Consider the following 25,186-nt stretch of genomic DNA (forward strand, 5'->3'; position numbering starts at 1 on the left):
GACAAATGCGAAAAGGACTATTCATAGGAATGCTGATCGGGGCGCTGCTGCTGTTGGCCGCATGCGGATCATCCAGCGGCGGCAAGCCATCGGCCGATGTAAAAGCAGCGGATGACCTAGCGTTGCAATATGTTCAAGCGTCAGTCGATGGAGATGACGAGCTTTTCCGGAAAATTCTCTCTCCAGAAGAACCGCACTATCGCATTTTAGAGAAAGACGAGCTTACGTTTCCAGGAAGATTTAAAGAGATTGGAGAACGTTACAGTATTTATCGGTTTGAAAAGGAACCAGGCGAAAAAGGAGTGTTACATTATGAAGTGATTTATTATTTGCCAAACCATAATGGAAACGCTAAAGACTTCCTGGAAATGAAGAAAGAAAAAGGCGAGTGGAAAATACGTGAATTAAAAGCCGAGGAAGCAGAACAAAAAGTCGAGAACCCGAAGGATGGTGTTTACATTCACAAATATGTAAAAGAAGGTGAGGGCTGATGAAACGGCTGCGGCCCCTCTTGGTATTGATGGTACTGTTCCTCTTTTTGCCGGTAACGGCGGCGGGTGCAGCAACCGGAAACACGGGTACGGGCATATCTGATAATTTGTTTGATACCAAACATGAGGTGACTAGCGACGGTTCCAAGGCATATTACCAAATCGATGTAACAAGCAAGCAACCGGGTGAAGACGACGACGGTGGAGGTTTCAAAAACCCATTCAAGACCATAGGGAGTTGGATTTCCGGCGACGCCATTAAGGATACCGTGCTGGCTCAATTCTATGAGGGCATGAATTTCGTTGTTAACATTTTGTTCAAGGTCAATGTGTACATGACGAACATGATGCTCACGGTCCTGAACTACGCCTACCATTTCGATGTGATCAACCGGATCATCGAACAAATCGAAGGTGTCGTTCAAAAAATTACCGGCATCTCCAATTTTCATTTTGAGCAATATGGGCTTTACGGTGATTTTCTTATCGCCATAGGTGTAAGTGTAGGCTTGATGTTTGTCTATAAATATTTCTTTCAACATGCGCAGCTTGAGGCGACCGGCAGTGTTGCAAAAAGCGTGATCATTCTGGTGGCGGCTCTGTTCTTTTTCACGAACTATGGCACGGTTCTGAAAGGCGCGAACAATATTACAACCGAACTGACGGGTCATGTCATCGGTGCGTCTTCCGGTTTGTTTGAAGGGAAGGAAGGTGATTCGACCAGCGGCCTTGGTGAAAATATGTGGAATCTGTTCGTTCACCGGCCTTATCTCTATATGCAGTACGGCAATGATGACGAAAGCACAGTCGGAAAAGATCGGGTCAATGCGCTGCTCAAGCTTCCGCCAGGCGAGGATCGGCAAGAGTATGTTGAGAGAACTGAAGTAAATAAGCGCTCCAATATGATGATGACCTATTCAATGGTCCCGGATCGGCTCGTGTTTACCGTCCTGTATACGATTGTCAACGGCATTACGTCGATACCGATTTTCGCTTTAGCGCTGTTGCTCATTCTATTCCAATTTTGGTTTTTGACGATTGCGGTTGCCGCGCCGTTCTATATGGTGATTGCCGCGTTTCCTGGCGGGGGAGGCGTATTCCGCCGATACACCGAGGAATTGGCGTTGCCACTGCTGCTGAAAATAGCGGTTTCCGTCATTGCTTTAGTCGTCTTCACCATGTCGGCCATCGTATATGAAGTCAGCAATTCGGACAGCATCGGTTATTTCGCAACGGCGTTTGTAGAATTTATTGTGCTGCTGCTTATCTTTGTACTGCGCAAGCGGTTCATGCGGATTTTGATGGAGGGTAATAGTCTAATCCGCAGCGTAGCCCATGAGGTATCGAACTTTGACCATCATGTGAGTAATACCGCGCGCGAAATGAAACGTAAAGCGACCAAGGCGGCTGCGCAAGCGGCGGGCGCAGCGGTTGCCGGTCCGGAAGGGGCGGCGGTCGCCGGTGCTGCCGCAGATGGAGCGATGGGCGACGATAACAAAAGCGAACCGCTTGAAAATGTATCGATGCACGATGATGAAGGAAAAGAAAAGGACGAAACGGTATACGCCGATGCGGAAATTGTTTCACCCGGATCGCAAGTCGTGCCGCATAGTAAGCAAGCGGATCGAGAACCCGATATTATCGATATGCCGCTCACTCGTTTATCTGATGCAGGGTCGTGGCATCCTGGCGGTCCGTCAGCGGCAGCAGAGGCGGCAGCGGCAAGCGAAACGCCGGGTGCCGGAGAAGCTTTGCCGATGGTGATGACTGCGGCAGGGGCAGGAGGCAGCAGAAATCCTTCTCGCTATCGTCTGTCTAAGAGCGGCATGGGCAGAGCTGCAATAACTGCGCGGCGCGGACAAGCCATACCTGGCCGGAATTATGCCAACACCGGAAATGCGGCTAACATGCCGATAGCGCCATATGGAAACACCTCACCTGATATGACGGCAGCCGAACCCGTTCACCGAGAACAGGGCCGGGCAGCAACTTTGCCCAATACAAGCCTTTCGGGGGCAATGGACAAGCCAGTAACCCAGGAACCGGCAATGATGCCGCCACAGCAACCAATCAAGGAACCGGTTCATAGTTCGATCCAACAGCCGAAGCATCATGAGGGGGGAGATGTTCCATCGGCCGTTACGGAATATGTCCAAGCTATTCCACATGGAACGAGAACGGCAGCGACAGAGGTCGTTTCATTAGACTCCCGACGTCAGGGAGGGGAGCGTAGAAGGCAGGCCAAACCCGAGGCCCGTTCCGATTCGTTCCGGACAGCGCGTGGATCGGCCATATTGGAATCATTGGAGATGCCGTTCGTTTCGCATGAAGCAGCTCCGATGACTTCACAGGATAATCTTATCCCCCGGACCGGGGCGAGGGAACTGCCCTCGAAGAATGTCTCCTTAGAGGAGGACGAAGGGGAGCGTGAGGGCTAATGGCGCGTTCCCCACAGCTCCCGGATCGGGCTAAAACATGGTTCAGTATTATCATTGGTCTGCTGCTGATCGCGCTTTTTATCGGATCATTTTTTTCCGGAAGACGCGCCGCGCAGCCGAAAGAAACCAAACCGGCTGCGGTCCATGAACAAGGAGACGTACACCAGTACGAGGCTCAGCCGGAGCCAGAGGAAACGACAAGTAAAACACCACCTATTACCGAGGAAGCAGTAAGTAGCGCACAAGCCGTTCTTCCGGATTTCCTGAAAGCGTATGTGCCGTTTGATAGCAAACAGCCGGACGCTTACGTGGATCGCTCCAAACTCTATATTACCGATTCCTTTTACAAGCAGCTTTCAACGTTTCAGCGGCGGGGAACGCTCTCTCGCGTGAAGACCGAGTATGTCACAGCCGAATGGACACCGGCCGAGCTGAAAGCAGACGAGCAATGGTACAACGTGGATGTAACGGTGACCCATACCGATATCAACGGAAAGAATGAAGATGGTTTGCTGCTTTATGTGGTGTTGCTCAAACTGGTTGATGGGAAATGGAAGGTTGATGATGTCGGCATTCGTCCGGGATCGGGGGCGATTCCGGAATGAAAAAATGGGGATGGCTGATCGCAGCAATTCCGATCCTGCTCGTTGTGGCCTTATGCGGGATGTTTCTTTTTCCGCTGTTGTTCATGGGTGGGGGAAATATCGGATACGGCTTTTTGGGAGGGGCAATCTCGCCGGTTGGGGAACGTGAAATACCGGTCGAATATATTCCAATCTATAAAGAGGCGGAAGCCAGGTACGGCGTTCCATGGAATTTGCTGGCCGCACATCACCGCGTCGAGACGGTATTTTCTACGCTCCAGCCCATGATTTCAAGCGTCGGGGCGGAAGGACACATGCAGTTTATGCCGTGTACGTGGGTAGGTTGGTCGCATCCATCGTGCTATGGTGCAGGGAAAGGGAGCTTTACCGAAGAAGAAAAGACAAATTTGGCCATGATCGCCCGTTACGGCGGATATGGTGTGGATGCAGACCGTGACGGCCGGGCGAGCATGTGGAGCCTGCGGGACTCCATCTTTTCCGCCGCGAACTATTTGACCAAAAACGGCGCGGCTACCGGAAACCTGGAACGTGCCATTTTCGCCTACAATCACAGTCAGGATTATGTAGCGGAAGTAATGATGTATGCAAGACTCTACGTGACCGAAGGGTTTATTCCGATTGAAGTGATTGAACCATCCGAAAGCGGCTTTGCACGACCGGTTGCCGGTGAGGTTACATCCGGTTTCGGTATTCGGATCGATCCGGTAACCGGTAAGCCGGGCGCATCTCATGAGGGCATCGATTTTGCTTGTCAGGCCGGGCAACGCATTCCGGCTTCCAAGGCCGGTAAGGTCGTGTTTGCCGGTTGGCAGGACGCAAACGATCATAGCAAAGGCTACGGCTTATTTGTTTGGGTAGACCACGGCGGCGGCTTTAAGACTACGTATGCGCATATGTCACAGACGACCGTTCATGTCGGGGATGTCGTTCAGGCAGGGGATGTGGTTGGCGTGTGCGGTTCCACGGGCAAAAGCACCGGCTTGCATTTGCACTTTGAAATCTTTGTTAATGGGCGGCGCGTCGATCCGTCTCCATTTATAGGGTTGTAATGTTCGGGATTTTTGAACGAATGGATCTCCTGCAGCCGACTTCAGGCGCGGGGATCTCGCCAGAAAGACGAACGATCGGAGCTGCGTCGCCGGCCAAAAAAACGACAAAAGACGAACGATTAAAAACAAAGCAGCTCCAGACATTTCTGCCCGGAGCTGCTTCGACCGATTCTTTCGGATTATGCCCTTAGTATATCCGAAGTGCGGAAACTTGTCTATCCATTACGAGGGGGGCTATGTCTTGTTTTACGGCTGTAGATACGCCGGTTGGCTTCGGGTCGCACATCAACAATTCCTGCTTCGTTCAGTACCTTCAAATGTTTGGATGCCCGAAATGAACAAAGACGGGAACACATATGAGCTAATATAGCCATGATCGGAAAGCAGCATCTACGCAAATGCGGGGGCTGCTTTTTTTGCATTGAGAGCTTGTAAATCCATGACATGGCTGCGCTAATAGAAGGAATGCTTATCTTGGACTCAGGCCGGATTAGAACCATTTTACTGCGTCCAGCAGTTATGAGTGAAGTTACAACCGCTTATGATGTTTTATCAGGACAAGCAGTAAATCATTTCACAGCTCTGATAAAAGAATTCAATCTCCTACTTATATTGTAGACGAGTGAAAAGAAAGGAGGGGTATTGCATGTGGGAAACAGTAAAGAAGGCAAGCCGCAAGGTGTCGAAGCTCGTATGGAAGTTCCTTAATTCGCCGTTGGTTGTCGCAGTGCTAACTGTTGTTTTGATGTTGTTCTTCGGTGGGGGTAAGTAATGAGGGCTTACAGTTGGGTTGGATAAGAAGGAAGGCAAAGCATAGGTGCCGGTCACCGTGCTTTGCCGTATCAAATATTTTCTCAATGAGGGGGTGGGCCAACATTTTAACGAAAATATACGCTAAGCCCTGAATCGCGTCCTGCTTGACGTTTCTTCTTACTCTAAGCACTCGAAATACCTAGACTGCCGCTGCTTTTTTATTGTGCTATCGTTGGTCAGTATTTCTTAGGCTTCTTGACAATGTCCTGCCAATTCGGGGGAAGCTCATATGTCTTTAAGTGAGTGTAATTTTCGAGCTTAACCTTAGGTCCTGCTGAGATTTCAAACGTCAATCTGTCTTCACCGACAGAAATATGTGGACCGACAACAGGGGTAACATCGAGAGTAATTGATAAGATGAATCCGCGAAATCCATTCACCCTGTGGGACTCAATTACATTAACGAAATACGGATATACCAGCGGCGGTTCCCGTAATAAATGTCGATAATAAGCTCGAACAGCATCATTTATATACGGGTTTAAAAAATTCATAAGCATATCCTGTAATCTTAACTCTGTTGAGTCTTCTTGAGGAGGGCGATAACTATTTTCAGCATTGGCTTGCATAGGTGATAGTAGGGTCAATACCACAGCTAAAGAAATAGCAACAATGTTACTTTTCATAATCATAAAATGCACCTCATCCGATTTTACAGATAGGGTACCCATGTTTTACATTTCATAAAGAAACAGTTAATTCTACGTACTTCTGCCCGTTTCGTAAGCCCGTCATAATGACCGCTAAACCTCATTAGCGGTCATTAATGTGCCGTAGTTCGGCTTGTTACGTCCGCTAAGGTACTCAAAAACGGCCATAATACATGTCCGCTAATGCTAAGCGTATAAAACAGTCAAAATGTTGGTGCTACCCCAATGACAGATGTACAGACCATTAGAAGGGGTAAAAGTCATTTTGATTATTGAATGGCGTTCGGGTTTGATCTGATTGGATAGTTTGTCACAGCGAACTCGTTTACAATCAAATTCCTTCCTTTGAACACAAAAAAAGCCGAACCGATGGTTGGTTCGACAGCATTTATGTCCATATTACAAAATTTTCATACCCAAAACTTGACAAAACGAAACAAGCATGATATAATGGTACTTAGAAACATAACTAAGTAACACTATACAGGAGAGACGGAATTACTTATTAGGTGCCAGATGGTTTTCTGATGTTGGTAGCATCAGGATTTACGATCTTCATTCATCCACAAAAACTGTTTACAGGCACCAATATATCAAATCTTACAGTTCATTGTCAAGTTGTTTCTGCCCAGCGAAAATATCTGACATATAACTTTGGTACGATATAAGATGATCTCTGTAATCAATTCCGAGTGAACTTCGACCGTCAATCCACCGGCCCTAACGGAAAGGACAAGGTGTACATAGCAATACCGACCTCTCTGAGTTTCAGAGAAAAGGAGGTCGCCTCTCATGATGATGTGTTACTTTCCCAGGTCTACCCGCGTGAGAGAACACGACAGGTCAGCTCATTTCGTCCGCGGTCATTTCCGTAACATGCGTTACGGACGCGTATGGATTTCAGAGCACATCCGCAGTGGTTCTCTCGTGTCTGAGCATTGCCGTAGTTAGGTTGTTGCTTAATGTCACCCGTCACTAAAGTCATCGCAATAATTGTTTTTGGCCCCTGTTTATCGGGGGCTTTCCTTTTTTATTATGGACGCTTGGCCGATGCAGAACTAGCCACAGCCAAGAGGGGTACCGAATTTTAAATTAATAAGATGATGGGGGCCAAATGCAGCAGCAAATTATGGACAGGTTTTTTGACCTGTATCTCATTCAACACAAGCGATATCTCATGCAGTTTAAAGGTGGAGAGTATAAACAAAATAAAGCACAAAAACCTTTGAAACTGTATCATTTACAAAAACATCTTGAAGGTGAGCGGACAATTGGAACATTCTCCGGGACACACCTGACGAAGTTTATTTGCTTCGATATAGATTATCCTGAGCCGAAAGTTGCGAAATGGATAACGTACAAAATAACAGACGTCCTTGCTCGTGTTGGCATACAAAACTATGCAGTTTCATTCAGCGGTCAAAAGGGCTACCATGTTGAGTTTTTCCTGGACAAAGCGATCTCGACGGAGCTGGCACGTCGGTTTTTCTCTTTTATCTTAAGTGCCGCAGAGATACCCGTTGACGGCGCGGGACAAGTCGAATATCGACCGTCCACCACTCAAGGCGTTAAGTTGCCGCTCGGCGTTCATCAGAAAACGGGGGATTTTTGCGGATTCTGCTGTGTGTCCGACGGACTGCGCGTGATGGATCGAGATGAGTCTATTTCGTACCTGCTTACGATCAAGAAGACGGATAGTGACATCATACTTAACGTAATAACTGATGAGTACGCATATAGCAGTGGTGACATTACGGATATGGAGGATACGATCGCTGCTCACAAGCCGCTTGAGGCGTACGACCAATCCGAGAGCTACACAGTGTCGCGCACGACCGACCTCTACTATAAAGGCATGAGTGGACCGAGCCAGCGCCATAATTCGTTTATGCTCCTGGCGCGATTAATGAACCATAATGGTGTAGATCCGGCGGACTCAAGGCGAATGATTATGGACTGGCTCGACGTACAGGACAAGCGATTCTATCGTTCCACACGGGATGTTTGCGTCAAGGATGCGGAGAATATCGTCGATTTTGTTTACACAAATAATCTAACGCTTGCAATGGAAGAACGCGACTTGACGGTAAGCTTTGACGAGATCGATGCGATAATCCGACGTTGTGGGGAGAAGAATCAGAAGGCACTCATGTACGCGATATTAATTCATTCGAAACGATGGGCAGCCGGCGAGGGTGGGACGTTCTACATGACTTTCAAGCAGATGGAGGAAACGGCGGGCATCAACATGCGAACTGCGATGCGGTTAATTAAGGACTTAGAGGATCTCGGCGTGATCGAAGTGGCGAGACGTGACCAGAAGCAAAAAGGTACGTCCAAGAAGATACCCAACGTTTATCGGGTCACTCTTAGGCCAGTGGATGAACCGATTTTGGGGGGCGACCGGCAGTATGTAATTCAACGTGACTCCGGACTGCGCGAATGTCTCAGATTCTTTTACACTGACAAAATGTTGCGGAATTTGCTGCCGCGTAGACAGTATTCTAAGCTGATTTTGGCATCATAGGGGTCCATTTTTCGTGTCCGTCGGTGGTCGTTGGGCCCGTTTGGGCTGCTACCCCTTTTTTCTTCTCTAAAATCTGGGTTTAAACCATTATAATAAAAAATAAATCTATTATACGACATATCGTACAGATACGGGTTATCTTACTCGGGCTTCCAAACGAAGGGAAAGGATAAAAACGTGTGGCATGGTGGGGAGACGAAGCATGTATCACTCCATTGTAAAGCGTGACACTCTACCGAATGCAGGAGTGGCTTGTTTGGGAGTCGAAAGTTGGTTTTCCGGATAGGTTTGATACGCGGGCTGGGTGCTTAGATGTAATTTCAAAAAGCATGCTTTTTGATACATATTTTTTTGCTCTGTTTATACGTATCAAAATGTATTAAAATCACTTTAGAAACGTTCCGTTTCAAACAACTACATTTTGAGACGTAATTAGGGGAGAGTGGGGTACTTGAAGCTGGCTTATGGACGGGTATCGGCAAAAGACCAAAATCCGGAACGGCAGCTCGTCAAGTTCCGGGAGCTGGGCGTTGATGAAAGATACATATTTGTTGACAAGCAGAGCGGCAAGGATTTTGAGCGCCCGCGCTATCAGGCAATGCGTCTGATGATTAGAGAGGGCGACCTGGTTTACCTGGATGCGCTGGATCGGCTGGGCCGAGATTATGATGGCATAATTGCCGAATGGAAAGCGATTACGCGGGAGATCGGCGCGGACATCGTATGTCTGGATAACGAAACGCTGTTCGATTCCCGAAAGTTCAAACAAATGGGTGATTTCGGCAAAGTCATGGAGGACCAGTTTTTAAGCCTGCTGGCATATGTGGCCGAGCAGGAACGGAAAAAGAACCGGCAGCGGCAGGCGGAAGGGATTGAAGTTGCCCGAGCGGATGGCGTAACGTTCGGGAGGCCGAGGCAGGAAATTGACGATAAGTTTATCAGGACATACCGGGAATGGAAAGCAGGGCAAATCACGGCAACCGAGGCAATGCGAAGAATTGGTATGAAAAAACCGACGTTTTACCGGCGAGTCAGGGAGTATGAGGGAGCAAATGGACGGAACAAGCAATCGCTCGTTGCTTTAAAAGACGATGCAGAGAATGGGAAACAGGGGATGGTTTGAAGCCATCCCCTGGCCATTATTCCGGTTTATTCCCTGCATTCGGGTCTGCAACAAAATTTGTCTTATAGTCCGTATATTTCAGCTCCGTTACCATGCCGGCAGAAGCATGATGCAGATCATGACAGTGGAACATCCAGTTGCCTTCATTATCTGCTTCGAATGCGACAACGTATTCTTCGCCCGGCTTCAAATTCAACGTATCCTTTATGATTGGGGATCCTTCAAGCGGTTTCCCGTTCTTGCTTAGCACTTGAAAGAAGTGACCGTGCAGGTGCATCGGATGGTCGTCAGTTTTCGAGTTATTGACGAGGCGAACCTTGACGGTCTCTCCTTTTTTGACGTTGATCGGTTCGGTTTCTGGAAACGTTTTTCCGTTTATGGTGTAGACCATTTCACCGTTTTTCATTTCGGTATTCAAATTCATCGTGTATTCCAACGTATACTTCTGATCTAACGTAAAGTTGGTTTTGCCTGCTTGGCCGTAATGGCTCATATCGACAGCCGTCAGCTTCTCTGCTTCATTCGCTTTGTCGGAACCGGCGGGAGCTCCTTCATAAACAATCATGGCTTTCATCCCTTTAACAGCAGCTTTGTCGCCGTGGTCCTCGATCAACCATTGGCCCGGATTACTGGCGACAAATTCAATATCGTAACGCTCTCCTGGAGCGATACTTACGACATTATCTTTCAGGATACCTGGATTATTTATAGGTTGTCCGTCGGTAGCCATAACTTTGAATTCATGTCCGTGCAAATGAATTTGATGAGACAGATAGCCCGCATTGATCAAACGGATTCGAACTATCTCTCCTTCCTTAACAGGGAGCTGATCTACAAGCGAGCCGGATTTTCCATTTATGGTATACAGATCGTACATACTCATATCGTGTCCCATATTCATGGAACTATTGTCGGTCTTGGTCGACGCTTTGTTTTCGTTCCCCATATTCATCGTACTGTGATCCATGCCGGACATATTGCCAGACATGTTCATGCTGGATTTATTGTCATTCGAACTGCCCATATTCATTTTGCTGTGATCCATTTCCGACATGTTGCCCCCGGACATATTCATGCCGGACATTTCCCCGGAGCTCATCCATTCATCGAGGACAAGTGTATAATCACGGTCAACGTCGGGATCTTCTTTCGATTCAACGATGAATGCCCCATACAATCCGCGATCCAACTGATTTACACTATCCTGATGCGAATGGTACCAGTAGGTGCCAGGAACATCTGCTTTAAACTCGTACGTAAACGACTGGCCTGGTTGAACGGCGTTTTGCGTCACGCCTGGAATGCCATCCATTGCGTTCGGTACAGGAACGCCGTGCCAGTGAATGGTGACTGGCTCGGGCAACTGATTTTTAAGATTGACCTTTATCGTATCTCCTTGTTTAACCCGAATTTGCGGTCCAGGAACGGAATTGTTGAACGTCCAAACCGGCAACGTTTTTCCGGGGGCTATTTCCTGATTGCTCGGGGCGGCAATCAAATTAAATTCTTTTCCCGTTAATACAACGGATTTTTCCGTTTGAGCATTTGGCGTTTCCGGAGTTTCCTTGGTTCCTTCCATATTCATTTTCGAGTGATCCATTTCGCTCATTCCACCAATCGAACCTGAACAACCGGCCAATATAACAGATAAAGCTCCGATTGCCATTATACTTTTAAACCTCCAACCTAGCTTCATAGCTTATCATTCCTTTCTGTAACTGAACTTCCCATAGATCAATCATAGCCGAAGCCTGTGTAGAACTTTTGAAGAACGGAAGGAGTTCGCAGAGACAGGTTATACTTTCGTACACCGACTTGTGAAGGTAGGCATAAGCTGATAAAAAAATAAGCGAGGAGGATTCCTCATGCGCGATATTGACGTACTTTGCCAGGAATTTGCCCATATTCTTGGCGGGCTTTCGAACGTAAAATATGGGGTATGTATGGTCGAAAGAGATCGACCGCATATTAAGATAAACATATTGGGAAGGCCAAGCCATTCCGGACTTGCTCTTCATTCCATGTGGTCTTTTGAATCAATGGATTTACAAGGAAGGACCTTAAACTTAGGGGAGACGGCACTTCTCCAGGAAGAAGCTTATCCGTTTACTTGGCATTTGCAAAAAAACGGAATCATGTTAACCGCCTTGCATAATCACTGGTTAATGGACATTCCTCATCTAGTTTATGCTCATTATACTTCTGTTGAAGAGCCGCTTTCTTTTGCAAGGAAGGTGGCGGAAGCCTACAAGGTGTTGCAGTAATTTAATATTTCGGAAATTGGATGATAACGTTTTCCCGGCGCGTGAAGGAGTAATCAGTCTTACGACCATAGCGTTCGGATTTTTGAAAGTCGGCGGAGCATTTATAATTGCGAAGGGGCAACTCCTACATTAGGGGTTGTCTTTTTCAATTTGCGTGAACAAAAATCGCTGACAAAATCTTCTTGACAAATAGGGTAGGGGGCTATACTATTTTATCGAAGGTGATCAGCAAATACACTGGTCAATTCAATATTTCAGTAAGGGAGGGAATCAAACATGTCAACGCAAGCAAATGCAATTGCAGCGCCGGACGCACGAAGATGGAAAGCCTTATTTTTGCTTTGTCTCGCACAATTCATGGTGATTATGGATACATCCATTATTGGGGTGGCACTTCCGGCCATCAAGGAAGCGCTCGGCTATTCTCAAGATAGCCTGCAATGGATTTTCAACGCATATGTCATATTCCTGGGGGGCCTCATGCTCCTTGGTGGACGGCTTTCTGATCTGTTTGGCCAGCGAAGAATATTTATGCTGGGCTTTCTCATTCTTTCCATGGCTTCTTTATTAGCCGGTCTTGCCTGGTCGGAGGCAGCGATGAATACCGGTAGAGCCCTGCAGGGGCTAGGATCGGCGTTCATTTTGCCAGCCGCGCTGACGATTGTGATGATTTTATTCAGTCATAACCCGAAAGAACTGAATAAGGCACTCGGCTTTTGGGGAGCCTCAGCGGCAGCTGGAGGTACGGCAGGGGTGTTTCTTGGCGGTGTCATTACCGAATGGCTTAGCTGGAACTGGACATTCCTCATCAATATCCCGGTAGGGATATTCGCATTGATTTATAGTATGAGGGTCCTTCCAGTCGGAGTTCGTCAGAAGGGGAGCGTTGATGTTATTGGCGCGCTGGCGATCACAGCGGCGCTTGTCCTCGCTGTTTATGCCATTGTTACGGCGGAGCAAGTTGGCTGGGGATCCGTTCAGACGATTACCTTGCTTCTCATTGCCGCGTTGCTATTATTCGTATTCTTTGTGATTCAAAAAGTAAAGAGAGAGCCTCTTATACCGCTTGGCATATTTGCCGCGCCGAACTTGCTTGTCGGCAACATTGCTTTTGGCCTGCTGGCGGGTGCGTGGATTCCGTTATGGTTTTTCTTGAATTTGTATTTGCAGCAAGTATTGCGGTTCTCAGCATTTGCTGGCGGCGCAGCTCTTGTCCCGATGACGATTCTCGTCATGGTTGTCATGATCGGATTAACGGGACGTTTAGTCGGACGGTTTGGTTTTAAAAGTATTCTGGTTATCGGGCTTCTTGTTCTGGCAGGCTCTCTGTTCCTGTTAGCTGGCTATACGCCGATCAATGGGAACTTTGTGGCCAATGTGCTTCCGGCATCTTTGCTGGGCGCACTGGGAATGGCGCTTGCCTTCATCCCCGGTACCATTGCTTCGATGTCTGGGGCGAAGCCAGAAGAAACGGGACTCGCATCAGGGATCGCCAATACAAGCTATCAGATCGGTTCTGCGATTGGTCTTGCCATCATGTCTGCGGTAGCAGCCTCCTGGACAGGAGGGCAGCTTGAGCAAGGGACCGAGCAAATCGTCGCACTGAATACCGGCTTCCATGCGGCGTTCATCGGCGCGGCGAGCGTCGCAGCCGCAGGCGCGCTTATTGCCCTGCTTTTCTTGCGGAAACCGAAGCAATAAGAATTTGACGATGACGATTCAGCCTCGGCTGGGTCGTTTTTTGTTTTCTTTGTATAGGGTAGGGGGGCTATGGTACAATAGATGGTGAGAGAAAGGAGTGATTTGGATGGAGGAACTTACGCAAGATGCTGCCCAGACGCCTACCCACGATTCATGCTGCACGAATGGGCGGCAAAGTCACCATTCTGAAAAGACGAAAAACAATTTGATAAACCGCCTCAACCGAATAGAAGGTCAGGTTCGGGGGCTTAAAGGTTTGATTGAGAAGGATACTTACTGCGACGATGTGCTAAATCAAATTTCATCGGTCCAGTCTGCATTGAACGGTGTAGGAAAACTTCTTTTGGAGCACCATATGAAGAGCTGTGTGATCGAGCGTATTCAAGATGGAGAGAACGAAGTGATCGACGAGCTCCTAGTGACCATTAATAAACTTATGAAATAAAGAATGGCCCGGGATTCGTGAGAATCCCTTTTGTTTGATTTCAAATATAGGATGGGGTGGTATAGTAAAGTGAGTGTTGACATATATAGTATAGGGGGGTATACTACAAATCAAGGAGGTGCTGACGATGGACGTTATGGAAGTGAAGGTGGAAGAAGCATGTTGTTTGTCCGATGATGGCCGAAGAAGTCACCATTCACTTGCCGTAAAGTCGGACCTGACCATTCGCCTAAATCGTATTGAAGGGCAAATTCGTGGTGTGAAAGGCCTTATTGATAAAAACACTTATTGCGATCAGGTGTTAAATCAAATTGCCGCCATCCAAGCTGCACTGAACGGTGTGCGAAAAGTTCTTTTAACAGGACATCTTAAAGAGTGTGTGGTGGAGCGCATCCAACAAGGCGATGCCGAAGTCGTAGACGAGCTGCTGCATACCATTCAAAAGCTGATGAAATAAAAACCAATATACAGTCAAAGGAGAAATAAAACCATGAAAAATGTAACGTTGAAAGTTGAAGGTATGTCTTGCGGACACTGTGTCAATTCGATTGAAGGGGCATTGAAAACAATCGGGGCAAGCGGTAAAGTCGATCTCTCGGGAGGAACGGTAGCCGTAGCATTCGATGAAAGCCAACTGACGCTCGCTGCCATTAAGGAAGCCATTGAAGAACAAGGATACGACGTGGTGTAACGAATCGGAAAAGAAACGAGGTGTTCATGATGGAAGCAGCCAGGCTGGAAACGGAGCAAACGTCCTTGCAATTAACCGGTATGACATGCGCCGCTTGCGCAAACCGGATTGAGAAGGGATTGGGTAAACTCGAAGGCGTGACGGAAGCGAATGTGAACTTTGCCCTGGAACGGGCGACGGTTACGTACGATCCGAAAAAAGTAAATATCGCGCAAATGGAACAAAGCATTCAGAAACTCGGCTACGGCACGGTAAAAGAAACCGTCGATTTCAAACTGGAAGGCATGACCTGCGCGGCTTGCGCGAATAAGATCGAGAAAGGCCTTGGGAAATTGCCCGGCGTCACGAACGCTTCCGTTAACTTCGCGATGGAAACCGCACGGGTCGAATACAACGCGGCCGATATATCTATCGCCGATATGCAGCAACGCGTAGAAAAGCTAGGCTATAAAGCTATACCGAAGCAAGACGAAGCCAATCCTTCGGAGCATCGCGAGAAAGCCATTTCAGAGCAAAAGCGCAAACTGCTGATCTCCGCCGTTCTTTCGTTGCCGCTGCTCTGGTCCATGGTCAGCCACTTTTCGTTCCTATCCTGGATCTGGATGCCGGAGCTCTTCATGAATCCGTGGTTTCAATTGGTGCTCGCTACACCCGTTCAATTTTACATTGGCAAACAGTTCTATGTGGGCGCGTTCAAAGCGTTGCGGAATAAGAGTGCCAATATGGACGTACTTGTCTCGCTCGGAACGTCGGCTGCGTATTTCTACAGCGTATACTTAACCATTGAATGGGCCTCAATGGGCAGCATGGCGCATCACGGTCCATCGATGTACTACGAAACGAGCGCGGTCCTGATCACTCTCGTTATTCTCGGGAAGCTGTTCGAATCGCTGGCTAAAGGCCGTACATCCGAAGCGATTAAGACGTTGATGGGCCTTCAGGCGAAAACGGCTCTCGTTGTTCGGGACGGGCAGGAAATGACGATTCCGGTCGAAGACGTACTTGTCGGCGATATCGTAGTGGTAAAACCGGGGGAGAAGATTCCGGTGGATGGGGAAGTGCTGGAAGGAAGTTCGTCGGTCGATGAATCGATGCTAACCGGCGAAAGCATCCCGGTCGAGAAAAAAGCCGGAGACAGCGTGATCGGTGCTACCGTCAACAAAAATGGCAGATTGAGATTGAAAGCGACCAAAGTCGGCAAGGAAACCGCACTTGCCCAAATCATTAAGGTCGTGGAAGAAGCGCAAGGCTCGAAAGCGCCGATTCAACGGGTAGCGGATGTCATTTCCGGCATCTTCGTGCCGATCGTCGTAGGGATTGCGGTTGCCGCATTTCTCGTTTGGTACTTTTGGGTGACACCCGGCGATTTCGCAAATGCGCTGGAGAAAGGGATTGCGATCCTGGTCATCGCCTGCCCTTGCGCACTAGGGCTTGCTACACCGACATCGATTATGGCGGGCTCCGGCCGCGCCGCAGAGCTTGGCGTACTGTTCAAAGGCGGCGAGCATCTGGAATCCACACACAAAATCGATGCGATCATTCTCGACAAAACCGGCACCGTAACGAAGGGGAAACCGGAACTTACGGATGTTGCCGCTGCACATATGGATGAACATGCTTTTCTTCGCTTGGTTGGCGCTGCCGAGAAGGATTCCGAGCATCCACTTGCGGAAGCGATCGTTGCCGGAATCAAGGCCAAAGGCATCGAGCTTCCGGGAACGGAACAGTTCGAGGCGATTCCGGGGTTTGGGATCCGTGCCGTTGTCGAAGGCAAAGAGGTTCTGGCCGGTACGCGCAAGCTGATGGCGAAATATGACGTTTCGGTGGAACCGGCGCTTGATCGGATGACGCAGCTTGAAGAGGATGGGAAAACGGCGATGTTGATCGCGGTTGACGGAGCGTATGCGGGTCTCGTCGCGGTGGCCGATACGGTTAAAGAAACATCGAAGGAAGCCGTAACGCGGCTGAAAGAAATGGGCATTGAGGTCATCATGATCACGGGTGACAACGAACGCACCGCACGGGCGATTGCGGGGCAAGTCGGCATTGATCATGTTCGCGCCGAAGTGCTTCCGGAAGGTAAAGCGGAAGAAGTGAAGAAGCTGCAAGCGCAGGGCAAGAAAGTGGCGATGGTCGGCGACGGCATCAATGACGCCCCCGCGCTCGCTATGGCAGATATCGGCATGGCGATCGGTACCGGTACTGACGTGGCTATGGAGGCCGCCGACGTCACCCTGATGCGCGGCGATCTGACGAGCATTCCAGATGCGATCTACATGAGCCGCAAGACGATGAGTAACATCCGCCAAAACCTCTTCTGGGCACTCGGCTACAACACCCTCGGCATTCCGATTGCCGCGATTGGACTGCTGGCCCCTTGGGTTGCAGGCGCAGCGATGGCGCTCAGTTCGGTGTCCGTCGTCCTTAACGCTTTGCGGCTACAGCGTGTAAAAGTGCGCTCTGCATCGAACTTGTAATGAAGTGGACGGGACATTTACGGTGAATACGTCGTTCCAGGCTGGCGGGGCCAATACAACGCTCAGCGAGTGGGTGAAGGTGAAAGGCAAAGAAGGCAAGCATGCCGCGATTGCAACTGACGCAAATCTTGTGAGAGAAAGCAAAGGGAGAATGATCATGGGAGAAAAGACGAAACTGGCGGTATCGCCTGCGATTCAAGTCGGGGGAAGCCTATTTACGCCGGATCAACTTGCCAAGATCGGTACGGTTGCCGATTTGGACGCCAAAATTGAAATGACCTCCTTCAAGCAGCTTTACGTGGAAGTGCCTCTTGATAAGCGAGAAGCCATCCAGGAAGAACTGGAGCGTGCGGGCTTGGAAGTGTATCCGGCCGGGTTTGCGACCAAGAGCCTGATCGCCTGCAACTTCTGCAAAGGTGCGGAAGAAGCCGGTCTGGAGACGGCTCGCATCTTGAATCGGGCGATCGCTGGCATCGCGACGCCCACGCCGCTGAAGATTGGCTACGCAGGCTGTGCGCTGGGCACAAGTGAGCCGCTGCTGAAAGATATCGCTGTCGTCAAAATGAGGGATACGTTCGATATTTACGTTGGAGGAGAACCAAAAGGCATCAAAGCTGCGACGGGCCGGCTGCTTATCTCCGGCATAACCGGGGAACGACTTGTTCCTGTTGTATCCACGCTTATTGATTTCTACAAGCAACAAGCAAAAGGAAAAGAGAAGTTTAGTAAATTCGTGGATCGGATCACGATGGAGCAATTGAAACAAATCGTCGCGTAAAGGAGCGAACTGCCATGCCGAAAATCGATCCGAAAGAACCAATCAAAATTTACTCGATCCCGACCTGCAGCGACTGCCACTTTGCCAAGCGTTATTTCAATGAGCATCAAGTTCCCTATGTTGACTACAATTGCGAAGAAAATATCGAATATGCGAAAGAAGTTCTGGAGCTGACAGGAAAGCAGGTCGTACCGACCATCGTCATCCGGGACAAGGTGTTTGTCGGTTTTGCCGAGAACTTGAATGAAATAAGCAAACTCCTTGTAGGCTAAGAACTGATAGAAGTCTCGCGCAGGCTACATTTGTGTCTGTGACTAAAAAGGGATTGCCTTCAACCGAACGTTCGGAGCATTCATAAGGGGAGGGGCTATCATGGCGTCCGATCAAAATGAAGAAACATCAAAATCATGGGAAACCGCAGAGCAAGTAGCGGCTTGGAATCGAAGCAGAGCCGATCGAGAAAGGCTTCTTGGGGAAGCAACGGAGCTTATGCTGCGGGAAGCTGGCGTTAGTGAAGGAACGCAGCTTCTGGACATAGCGGCGGGGACGGGGGACCAGACGTTCAAGGCCGCCCGGATGATCGGTCCTGCGGGAAATGTTGTTGCTACCGATATCTCAGCAACCATGCTTCAGGTCCTTGCCGAGATCGCGAAACAAGAGTCGCTCGCTAATATTCAAACGCATGTGATGGATGCCCAGCATGTAGATTTGCCGACAGACATCTTTGATGCGGCTATATCCCGTCACGGTTTGATGTTTGTTCCGCAGCTGGAGCAAGCCTTAACGGGTATCCGAGAGGTGTTGAAGACGGGCGGTAAATTCGCGGCACTCGTATGGTCGAGTCCGGATAAGAACCCGACCTTGTCCCTGCCGATGACTATCATTTCACGATATGCAGGCATCCCCATTATGGAAGGCGGCAATAAACCGGGCGTGTTCTCACTTGGTAACCCCGACTTTCTGGCAGAAGCCTTTCAGACAGCGGGCTTCCGGGATGTAACGGTACAAGTTGTCCCGCATGTTCACAGATATGCGTCGGCTGTGGAGTTTAGCCGTCGTGGGCGAGAAGACGTTTCCGCCGGTCCGTTAGGCGAGATTATTAAACGCCTCAGTGAGGAAGAACGCAAGCAGATGCATATGGAAATTATTCGCGCGCTGCAGACATTCGAAGGGCCGGCAGGATTTTTTGGGCCTTCGGAATCGCTCCTGGTTGTGGGAATCAAATAAATGGGCTTGCGCAGCTTTCCTTTGGAGAACGGAATGGATAATGATTAAAAAAGGATTGGTTATTCTTCTTTATGGGGCCGTGATTGCCGCCGTCATGATCTTCAAGGAATCTCTGCTTTCATGGCTCTCTCTTGGAGGTGTGGAGCGTCTTCCATGGATGATCGGGGCTGCCATCCTTCTTGCGATGATTCCGGTCGTTCCTTTTGGGATTGTAGCCGGAATCATCGGGGCCGCGTATGGGCCGGTCTGGGGCAGTTTGATCAATGTGGCCAGTTCAACCGCCGCGGCAACCTTGACCTTTTGGGCGGTTCGGTTGATTTTTCAGGAACGAGGCCGTCAGCTCATGTCTTCGGTGAAAGGAGCAGAACGGTTTATCTTCCTTCTGGAGCGTAATGCGTTCTTTGCGGTCATATTGGCTCGCCTGCTACCATTTGTCCCTGCGGTAATCGTCAATATCGGTGCGGCCCTCTTTCGAATGTCCTTTGGAAGTTTTATTATGGCCACTGCAGTCGGGAAAGTACCGGTCATGGTTATGTTTGCCGTCATGGGGAGTCAGTTGGATTCAAACTGGCCCGTTATGCTACGGACGCTGTTCATTTACATGTTCTTTCTGGTGGTTGTATACGTAGGCTATCGAGGATGGCTTCGCTGGATGGAACCCCTTTATAAAAAAGAACCGGCTGATGAATACTATAGAGGAAAAGGGGACTGATTCGGGTCGCCCTTTTGTTGTTTCTGCACGGCATCTTTGCATCTACATCAGTTCTACATAAGTCATGGGTAAAGTGATACATAGGGGCGTTATTCACGGAGGATGGTCATGAAAACGATATTGGTTGTCGATGATGAATCGAAAATTCGGGATGTGGTTGTATCCTACTTGAAAAAAGACGGTTTTCAGACTGTTGAAGCCGAAACGGGCAGCGAGGCCATTCGGCGCGTGCAAAACGAATCGATTGATTTCGTCATCCTGGACCTTATGCTTCCTGATATGGAGGGCGAGCAGGTTTGCCAAGCGATTCGTCAAATCCATTCTGTTCCGATTTTGATGCTTACCGCCAAGGTTTCCGAGAACAATCGGATTAAGGGGTTATCCATGGGGGCCGATGATTACTTGATCAAGCCCTTTGACCCACGCGAAGTAGTGGCTCGGGTTCGGGCGATCCTGCGGCGTACGGACGAGTATCATTTGCTTGCGGATCGCCTGGCCTTTAATCAAGGGGAACTTATCATTGATTCGTTAAAGCAGCAAGTATTCTGTGACGGCCAGCCGGTGAACCTGACCCCGAATGAATATAAGCTGCTGCTTGTCCTGGCCAAGCATCCGCAGCGTCACTTTTCACGAGACGAGCTTGTGGAACGCGTGCTTGGCTATGATTTTGATGGTGATAGCCGAACGATCGATCAGCATGTAAAAAATATCCGGCAAAAAATAGAGGGTGACCCCAAGTCCCCCAAATATATTGTGACGGTGTATGGAACCGGCTATCGGTTTGCAGGAGGAACAACATGAATAAGCGTCTGCATACCCGTTTGGCTCTGATTATTATCGGGATTGCTGCCGGCATTGTCCTGATTTCAACCATTAGCGTCATTTTGACGACACACTATCATTTCTCCTTGTATCAAGCGCAAGCCGGTATGACGCACGAATTACCCGAACTGAATTATCATTTGGAGCAAGCGATGATGCAAACGATCATCTGGACGTGTTTAGTTGCGATTGTACTTGCCGTATTTCTCGGTTTTTATGTGGCCAAACGAATTTCGGCTCCTCTCGTTCATATGACGCGAGTCGCGGAACGCATGACGGACGGGGAATGGAGTACGAGAGTGGACATTAAAGGGAAAGATGAGCTTGCAGACTTGGGCGCATCGCTAAATACGCTGGCGGAGCAGTTGCAGCAGCATGAGCAACTGCGCGTCACGATGACCGAAGACATCGCGCATGAGCTGCGAACCCCTTTGGCTACGCTCAAAAGCCATATGCGCGCCCTGGAGGATGGGATTTGGGAGCCTACGCCGGAGCGTATCCATTCCTGCTACGAAGAAATCGAACGATTGACGCAGCTAGTGGCTGAGTTGGAAGACCTGACGCATGTGGAGTCGCCCGGTTTTCAATTGAAACGAAAAGAAGAATCATTGGCGGCCATCATCGAGAGAGGCGAAGAACTGGTTGCTGCTGCCTATCGTGAAAAAAACGTTCATCTACGGTGTTCCGTAAGTCCTTATATTCAGGTTTTTGTCGATCATGATCGCATGATTCAGGTGCTTGTGAATCTGCTTAGCAACGCGCTGAAATTTACTCCTGAATACGGAGAAGTGCGAATTGAGGGGAGTGAAGACAGCGGACATGTTTGGATCCGAGTTCAAGACACGGGAACGGGAATCCCACAGGAGGATTTGCCCTATGTGTTCGAGCGATTTTACCGGGCGGATAAGTCCCGCAATCGGAAGACCGGGGGCAGCGGCCTGGGGTTAACCATTGTCAAGGAGTTGGTTGCAGCCCACGGCGGAGAAATTTCGGCCGAGAATCGGGAAGGTGCCGCCTTTACAATTCGGCTTCCCAAAAGACAGTAGAGCGTTCTACATCGAATCTTCAAAAGTATCGATTACACTGTATATGACTTGCATTTTAACGAATGGTTTGGACACACATGGGGACACTGGATTCAGGTCTCTTTTTTAGATATGGGGGTAATTTTTTTGAAAAAGATGACGATGCTTGCACTAGCGGCAGTGCTCTTGATTGGGACCACGGCATGCACGAAAAAGGCAGAGCAAGGGCAGAATTCCATTGTGAATACCAGTTTTATGCACCTACATGGCCTTGGTTACTCCGCAGACGGAAAACGGCTTTTCATTCCCGTTCACAACGGACTACAGGTATATGCAGACGGTGCATGGAATGAAGGTCCGGGGGAGAAGCACGATTATATGGGGTTCACCATGGTCGATGACGGATTTTACAGCAGCGGCCATCCAGCACCGGGTTCGAAGTTTAAAAATCCATTAGGCCTTGTGAAAAGCACGAATGACGGAAAAACCATCTCGGTTCTTGCTCTTGAGGGAGAGGTCGATCTACACGGTATGACAGCCGGATATCGTTCGCATACGCTATACGTGGCGAACCCGGAACCTAACTCCAAAATGAAACAGGCAGGGCTGTTTTATAGCAAAGATGAAGGGAAAACCTGGACAAGCAGTCCTGCAACCGGCCTCCAAGGGCAGATGACAGCAATCGCAGCTCACTCTTCTGATGCATCGATCGCTGCTGTCGGCACGACAACAGGCGCCTATCTAACGAGGGATTACGGTCAAAAGTTTACCCCATTGGTTCCGGAACAACCGGTTTCGGCCCTGACTTTCACGGATTCCGGTACCGTACTGGCAGCTACCTCCGGCCCCAATGCTTCACTGCTTGAAATCAATATAGAGAGCGAACAATCGCTGGCGATCCAGACGCCAAGCAAGGATACGATCACCTATGTTGTCCAGAATCCGGCGAACCCGAAAGAGTTGGCCATCGCAACGGAACCCAAAGATGTTTATCTTTCTACCGATCGCGGCGCTACATGGATACAAATTGCAGAGAAAGGCAAAACTATCAACCGAAAATAGGAGGTTTTTAAGCATGAAAAAAGGCTTGAAAGTTGGTATCATTTCGGCGGCTACAGCATTGGCCCTGACCGGATGCTTTAACAAATCCAATTCTTCCACTCCACACGATATGAACAACATGGGCCAGCAAACCGGTTCGGCACAAAGCCCGACTAGTGCGGTATCTACGCCGTGGATTGCCTCAAAAAACACGACGCGCATCAACACAAGTGACCCGGCGGAAGTTGCTGTACTTGTTTCGAAAACGCTGTGGATGGCAACCAGTGATGCGAACCGTCCCGGAGGCGTCATTCTGGCGAACCCGAAAGATTGGCAAACGACCCTCGTTAGTGCAGATTTGATTCATCACCCGAATAACGGTCCAGTTCTGTTTGTCAATAAAGATAATGTGCCGGATGTAACGCTTAACGAATTGAAAAGACTAAAACCAATAGGGACGGATACGAATAAAGGAACACAGGTTATATTGGTCGGAGATCTTGATCCCAAGGTTGAGGAACAGGTAAAAGTGCTTGGCTACAAGACGGACAAGATTGCAGGGGGCAACCCGGCGGCCGTAGCCAAAGCCGTAGATGCTTATTATACCGCTGTCGCGAAGGAAAATCCGCCTTCGGTCATCATTGGTTCTATGGACAGCGAAGAATATACGATGCCAGCGGTGAATTGGATTGCTCACATGCCGGAGCCGCTGCTTTATGTTAAAAAGGATGAGGTTCCGCAAGAAACCGTGGATGCTTTAAAGACACGGGGCGGAAAAGCCAATATTTATTTGCTCGGGCCAGAATCGGTTATCTCGGCCAAAGTTCAAGAACAATTGGGTCAGTACGGGAAAGTCGTTCGAATTGCGGGCAATGACCCTTATGCAAATGCTGTTGCCTTCGCGAAGTATAAAGATTCGGCAACCGGCTTTGGCTGGGGAATCACAACGCCAGGCCATAATTTTTCGTTCGTAAATAAAGATTCCGCAGTCTTGGCACTCGCGGCGGCTCCATTCTCGCATTTAGGTAAACATGCAGCGCTCCTCTGGACGGACAAAGGCAAGCTGCCGGATACGGTGATGTCCTATGTCATGTCGGTTCAACCGAAGTATAAAAAGGAACCAACGGAAGGGCCATACAATCATGCTTGGCTAACGGGTAGTGAGGATTCGTTGACAGCCGCGGCACAAGGGGAGATCGATTCCATGTTGGAAATCGTATCGGAGACCGGAGAAGGTCACGGCGGACATGGCGGTGGCAATACGAAGACGGAACCATCACCTAAACCAAGTGAAGGTACAACCGAGGGCGGCAATATGACAAATATGCCGGGCATGAAGCATTGATGATGCGGCCGAATGCAAATTCCTAAAAGAAAGCGAGTGTCTTCCGATGATGGGGATGATGGGTAATTATGGATGGCCATGGGTCATGATGCTGTTTTGTGCGTTGTTCATGTCCGCCATCATAGGTGTTGCCGTTTATATAGCGGTAAGACTGGCTTTAAGAAAAAACCGTTTGTAGTGTATCAAATCAGCTCGTTTGGGTAAAACATAACATGTACATCATCTGGAATGGAGGGTAAAACCCATGTCACATGAGCAATTTCAACATTGCATTGATGAGTGCATAAAGTGTATGCTTGCTTGCAATCACTGTTACGACGCTTGTTTGAATGAAGAGCACCTAGCGATGATGAAAGAATGTATCCGGCTAGACCGGGAGTGCGCCGACATTTGTGCTTTTGCTGCGCAAGCGATGTCTCATAACAGTTCCTACGCGAAGGAGCTTTGCCGAATTTGCGCCGATGTTTGCGAAGCATGCGGGACTGAGTGCAAAAAGCATGAAGAAGAGCACTGTCAGCGTTGTGCCGACGCCTGTTTTTCTTGTGCAAAAGCTTGTCGGGCTATGGCGAGCTAATTACAATGACAGCCTGTTCCCAGATTTCTGGGAGGCAGGCTGTTTTTATTGATGGGTAGGCTTTGGCTGTTGGATACAGTTGGAGCCTACTTTTGATGAATTGAGGAGGGGACGACTATATTCCGGTGCTAAATGCATTTGGACGGTTGTATCAAGTACATAAAGAAAGGTGTTCATAATGATGGATAGCATGATGTTGGATCGTTCAATGATGGTCCTGATGTGCATTATGATGTACATCGGGGCGATCATCTTTATACTTATTGTTGGAGCAACCGTTTACGTTGTTGCTCGGTAAGCGTCAAACCCTACCCACCTTCGTTCTTTGCAGCAACCATGAGATAATCCTCCTCAGAATCAATTCGGGGGAGGATATTTTATGGCCAGA

The 25,186-nt window shown here is 48.9% G+C and carries 23 protein-coding genes; 21 read left to right on the forward strand and 2 right to left on the reverse strand.

Annotation, left to right across the window (positions count from 1 at the left end; genetic code table 11):
- Window positions 1–5: 5 nt before the first annotated feature.
- The 4 genes from B0G52_RS33745 to B0G52_RS36810 are packed head-to-tail and all read left to right on the forward strand — an operon-like array spanning window position 6 to window position 4,583.
- Window positions 6–491, forward strand: a complete 486-nt coding sequence (locus B0G52_RS33745; protein ID WP_094050839.1) for a hypothetical protein — start codon at window positions 6–8, stop codon at window positions 489–491.
- On the forward strand, window positions 491–2,929 hold the full coding sequence (locus B0G52_RS33750; protein ID WP_094050840.1) for a CD3337/EF1877 family mobilome membrane protein: 2,439 nt from the start codon (window positions 491–493) through the stop codon (window positions 2,927–2,929). The genes B0G52_RS33745 and B0G52_RS33750 overlap by 1 nt, the downstream gene beginning before the upstream one ends.
- Window positions 2,929–3,534: a hypothetical protein gene (locus tag B0G52_RS33755; protein WP_094050841.1), complete on the forward strand. Its 606-nt coding sequence runs from the start codon at window positions 2,929–2,931 to the stop codon at window positions 3,532–3,534. Before B0G52_RS33750 ends, B0G52_RS33755 begins: the two co-directional genes overlap by 1 nt.
- Window positions 3,531–4,583 (forward strand): peptidoglycan DD-metalloendopeptidase family protein, encoded by a 1,053-nt coding sequence (locus B0G52_RS36810; protein ID WP_094050842.1) that lies wholly within the window; start codon window positions 3,531–3,533, stop codon window positions 4,581–4,583. The genes B0G52_RS33755 and B0G52_RS36810 overlap by 4 nt, the downstream gene beginning before the upstream one ends.
- Window positions 4,584–5,572: 989 nt before the next feature.
- Here the strand turns inward: B0G52_RS36810 and B0G52_RS33770 are convergent.
- Window positions 5,573–6,028, reverse strand: a complete 456-nt coding sequence (locus B0G52_RS33770) for a DUF3888 domain-containing protein (protein WP_233163312.1) — start codon at window positions 6,026–6,028, stop codon at window positions 5,573–5,575.
- A 1,132-nt stretch (window positions 6,029–7,160) separates the two neighbouring features.
- On the opposite strand from B0G52_RS33770, the gene B0G52_RS33775 reads away from it, so the two are divergent.
- Together B0G52_RS33775 and B0G52_RS33780 are read left to right on the forward strand one after the other, a co-directional pair.
- Window positions 7,161–8,573: a TOTE conflict system archaeo-eukaryotic primase domain-containing protein gene (locus B0G52_RS33775; protein WP_094050843.1), complete on the forward strand. Its 1,413-nt coding sequence runs from the start codon at window positions 7,161–7,163 to the stop codon at window positions 8,571–8,573.
- Window positions 8,574–9,024: 451 nt separating this feature from the next.
- Window positions 9,025–9,696: a recombinase family protein gene (locus B0G52_RS33780; RefSeq protein WP_094050844.1), complete on the forward strand. Its 672-nt coding sequence runs from the start codon at window positions 9,025–9,027 to the stop codon at window positions 9,694–9,696.
- Between the two features lie 16 nt (window positions 9,697–9,712).
- Here B0G52_RS33780 and B0G52_RS33785 read toward each other — a convergent pair whose 3' ends face one another.
- Window positions 9,713–11,362, reverse strand: a complete 1,650-nt coding sequence (locus B0G52_RS33785) for a multicopper oxidase family protein (protein ID WP_369827183.1) — start codon at window positions 11,360–11,362, stop codon at window positions 9,713–9,715.
- Window positions 11,363–11,561: 199 nt separating this feature from the next.
- Between B0G52_RS33785 and B0G52_RS33790 the strand changes: the two genes are divergently transcribed.
- From B0G52_RS33790 to B0G52_RS33860, 15 genes are all read left to right on the forward strand, one after another.
- Window positions 11,562–11,960, forward strand: coding sequence for a DUF1259 domain-containing protein (locus B0G52_RS33790; protein WP_094050846.1), 399 nt, complete (start codon window positions 11,562–11,564; stop codon window positions 11,958–11,960).
- Between the two features lie 276 nt (window positions 11,961–12,236).
- On the forward strand, window positions 12,237–13,661 hold the full coding sequence (locus B0G52_RS33795; RefSeq protein ID WP_094050847.1) for an MFS transporter: 1,425 nt from the start codon (window positions 12,237–12,239) through the stop codon (window positions 13,659–13,661).
- A 106-nt stretch (window positions 13,662–13,767) separates the two neighbouring features.
- Window positions 13,768–14,106: a metal-sensitive transcriptional regulator gene (locus B0G52_RS33800; protein WP_094050848.1), complete on the forward strand. Its 339-nt coding sequence runs from the start codon at window positions 13,768–13,770 to the stop codon at window positions 14,104–14,106.
- A 127-nt stretch (window positions 14,107–14,233) separates the two neighbouring features.
- Window positions 14,234–14,563, forward strand: a complete 330-nt coding sequence (locus tag B0G52_RS33805; protein WP_094050849.1) for a metal-sensitive transcriptional regulator — start codon at window positions 14,234–14,236, stop codon at window positions 14,561–14,563.
- Between the two features lie 33 nt (window positions 14,564–14,596).
- Complete coding sequence (locus B0G52_RS33810) at window positions 14,597–14,797, forward strand: cation transporter (RefSeq protein ID WP_094050850.1); 201 nt, start codon at window positions 14,597–14,599, stop codon at window positions 14,795–14,797.
- A gap of 26 nt (window positions 14,798–14,823) precedes the next feature.
- Entirely contained in the window at window positions 14,824–17,274 is a 2,451-nt protein-coding gene (locus B0G52_RS33815) for a heavy metal translocating P-type ATPase (protein WP_369827184.1), read from the forward strand.
- Window positions 17,275–17,296: 22 nt separating this feature from the next.
- Window positions 17,297–18,052 (forward strand): NAD(P)/FAD-dependent oxidoreductase, encoded by a 756-nt coding sequence (locus B0G52_RS33820; protein ID WP_369827185.1) that lies wholly within the window; start codon window positions 17,297–17,299, stop codon window positions 18,050–18,052.
- A gap of 14 nt (window positions 18,053–18,066) precedes the next feature.
- A complete protein-coding gene (locus B0G52_RS33825) occupies window positions 18,067–18,324 on the forward strand; it encodes a glutaredoxin family protein (protein WP_076360103.1) in 258 nt (85 codons plus the stop codon).
- Between the two features lie 100 nt (window positions 18,325–18,424).
- Window positions 18,425–19,279 (forward strand): class I SAM-dependent methyltransferase, encoded by an 855-nt coding sequence (locus B0G52_RS33830; protein ID WP_094050852.1) that lies wholly within the window; start codon window positions 18,425–18,427, stop codon window positions 19,277–19,279.
- A gap of 40 nt (window positions 19,280–19,319) precedes the next feature.
- The gene (locus tag B0G52_RS33835; RefSeq protein ID WP_094050853.1) at window positions 19,320–19,991 is read left to right on the forward strand and encodes a TVP38/TMEM64 family protein; all 672 of its coding nucleotides are present in this window, start codon (window positions 19,320–19,322) and stop codon (window positions 19,989–19,991) included.
- A gap of 108 nt (window positions 19,992–20,099) precedes the next feature.
- On the forward strand, window positions 20,100–20,792 hold the full coding sequence (locus B0G52_RS33840; RefSeq protein WP_094050854.1) for a response regulator transcription factor: 693 nt from the start codon (window positions 20,100–20,102) through the stop codon (window positions 20,790–20,792).
- Entirely contained in the window at window positions 20,789–21,859 is a 1,071-nt protein-coding gene (locus tag B0G52_RS33845; RefSeq protein WP_094050855.1) for a sensor histidine kinase, read from the forward strand. The genes B0G52_RS33840 and B0G52_RS33845 overlap by 4 nt, the downstream gene beginning before the upstream one ends.
- 135 nt (window positions 21,860–21,994) lie before the next feature.
- Window positions 21,995–22,900, forward strand: a complete 906-nt coding sequence (locus tag B0G52_RS33850) for a F510_1955 family glycosylhydrolase (RefSeq protein ID WP_369827186.1) — start codon at window positions 21,995–21,997, stop codon at window positions 22,898–22,900.
- 13 nt (window positions 22,901–22,913) lie between these two features.
- Entirely contained in the window at window positions 22,914–24,224 is a 1,311-nt protein-coding gene (locus B0G52_RS33855; RefSeq protein ID WP_233163314.1) for a cell wall-binding repeat-containing protein, read from the forward strand.
- A gap of 244 nt (window positions 24,225–24,468) precedes the next feature.
- Entirely contained in the window at window positions 24,469–24,798 is a 330-nt protein-coding gene (locus tag B0G52_RS33860) for a four-helix bundle copper-binding protein (RefSeq protein ID WP_094050857.1), read from the forward strand.
- The last annotated feature ends 388 nt before the right edge of the window (window positions 24,799–25,186 follow it).

Origin of the sequence: Cohnella sp. SGD-V74 (assembly GCF_003001675.1) — a bacterium.
Lineage (GTDB): Bacteria > Bacillota > Bacilli > Paenibacillales > Paenibacillaceae > Cohnella.

Excerpts from the sequence above, each read along its gene's own strand:
- B0G52_RS33745 (WP_094050839.1), top strand. The coding sequence starts at position 6 with ATGCGAAAAGGACTATTCATAGGAATGCTGATCGGGGCGCTGCTGCTG.
- B0G52_RS33750 (WP_094050840.1), top strand. The coding sequence starts at position 491 with ATGAAACGGCTGCGGCCCCTCTTGGTATTGATGGTACTGTTCCTCTTT.
- B0G52_RS33755 (WP_094050841.1), top strand. The coding sequence starts at position 2,929 with ATGGCGCGTTCCCCACAGCTCCCGGATCGGGCTAAAACATGGTTCAGT.
- B0G52_RS36810 (WP_094050842.1), top strand. The coding sequence starts at position 3,531 with ATGAAAAAATGGGGATGGCTGATCGCAGCAATTCCGATCCTGCTCGTT.
- B0G52_RS33770 (WP_233163312.1), bottom strand. The coding sequence starts at position 6,028 with ATGATTATGAAAAGTAACATTGTTGCTATTTCTTTAGCTGTGGTATTG.
- B0G52_RS33775 (WP_094050843.1), top strand. The coding sequence starts at position 7,161 with ATGCAGCAGCAAATTATGGACAGGTTTTTTGACCTGTATCTCATTCAA.
- B0G52_RS33785 (WP_369827183.1), bottom strand. The coding sequence starts at position 11,362 with ATGGCAATCGGAGCTTTATCTGTTATATTGGCCGGTTGTTCAGGTTCG.
- B0G52_RS33790 (WP_094050846.1), top strand. The coding sequence starts at position 11,562 with ATGCGCGATATTGACGTACTTTGCCAGGAATTTGCCCATATTCTTGGC.
- B0G52_RS33795 (WP_094050847.1), top strand. The coding sequence starts at position 12,237 with ATGTCAACGCAAGCAAATGCAATTGCAGCGCCGGACGCACGAAGATGG.
- B0G52_RS33800 (WP_094050848.1), top strand. The coding sequence starts at position 13,768 with ATGGAGGAACTTACGCAAGATGCTGCCCAGACGCCTACCCACGATTCA.
- B0G52_RS33805 (WP_094050849.1), top strand. The coding sequence starts at position 14,234 with ATGGACGTTATGGAAGTGAAGGTGGAAGAAGCATGTTGTTTGTCCGAT.
- B0G52_RS33810 (WP_094050850.1), top strand. The coding sequence starts at position 14,597 with ATGAAAAATGTAACGTTGAAAGTTGAAGGTATGTCTTGCGGACACTGT.
- B0G52_RS33815 (WP_369827184.1), top strand. The coding sequence starts at position 14,824 with ATGATGGAAGCAGCCAGGCTGGAAACGGAGCAAACGTCCTTGCAATTA.
- B0G52_RS33825 (WP_076360103.1), top strand. The coding sequence starts at position 18,067 with ATGCCGAAAATCGATCCGAAAGAACCAATCAAAATTTACTCGATCCCG.
- B0G52_RS33830 (WP_094050852.1), top strand. The coding sequence starts at position 18,425 with ATGGCGTCCGATCAAAATGAAGAAACATCAAAATCATGGGAAACCGCA.
- B0G52_RS33835 (WP_094050853.1), top strand. The coding sequence starts at position 19,320 with ATGATTAAAAAAGGATTGGTTATTCTTCTTTATGGGGCCGTGATTGCC.
- B0G52_RS33840 (WP_094050854.1), top strand. The coding sequence starts at position 20,100 with ATGAAAACGATATTGGTTGTCGATGATGAATCGAAAATTCGGGATGTG.
- B0G52_RS33845 (WP_094050855.1), top strand. The coding sequence starts at position 20,789 with ATGAATAAGCGTCTGCATACCCGTTTGGCTCTGATTATTATCGGGATT.
- B0G52_RS33850 (WP_369827186.1), top strand. The coding sequence starts at position 21,995 with ATGACGATGCTTGCACTAGCGGCAGTGCTCTTGATTGGGACCACGGCA.
- B0G52_RS33855 (WP_233163314.1), top strand. The coding sequence starts at position 22,914 with ATGAAAAAAGGCTTGAAAGTTGGTATCATTTCGGCGGCTACAGCATTG.
- B0G52_RS33860 (WP_094050857.1), top strand. The coding sequence starts at position 24,469 with ATGTCACATGAGCAATTTCAACATTGCATTGATGAGTGCATAAAGTGT.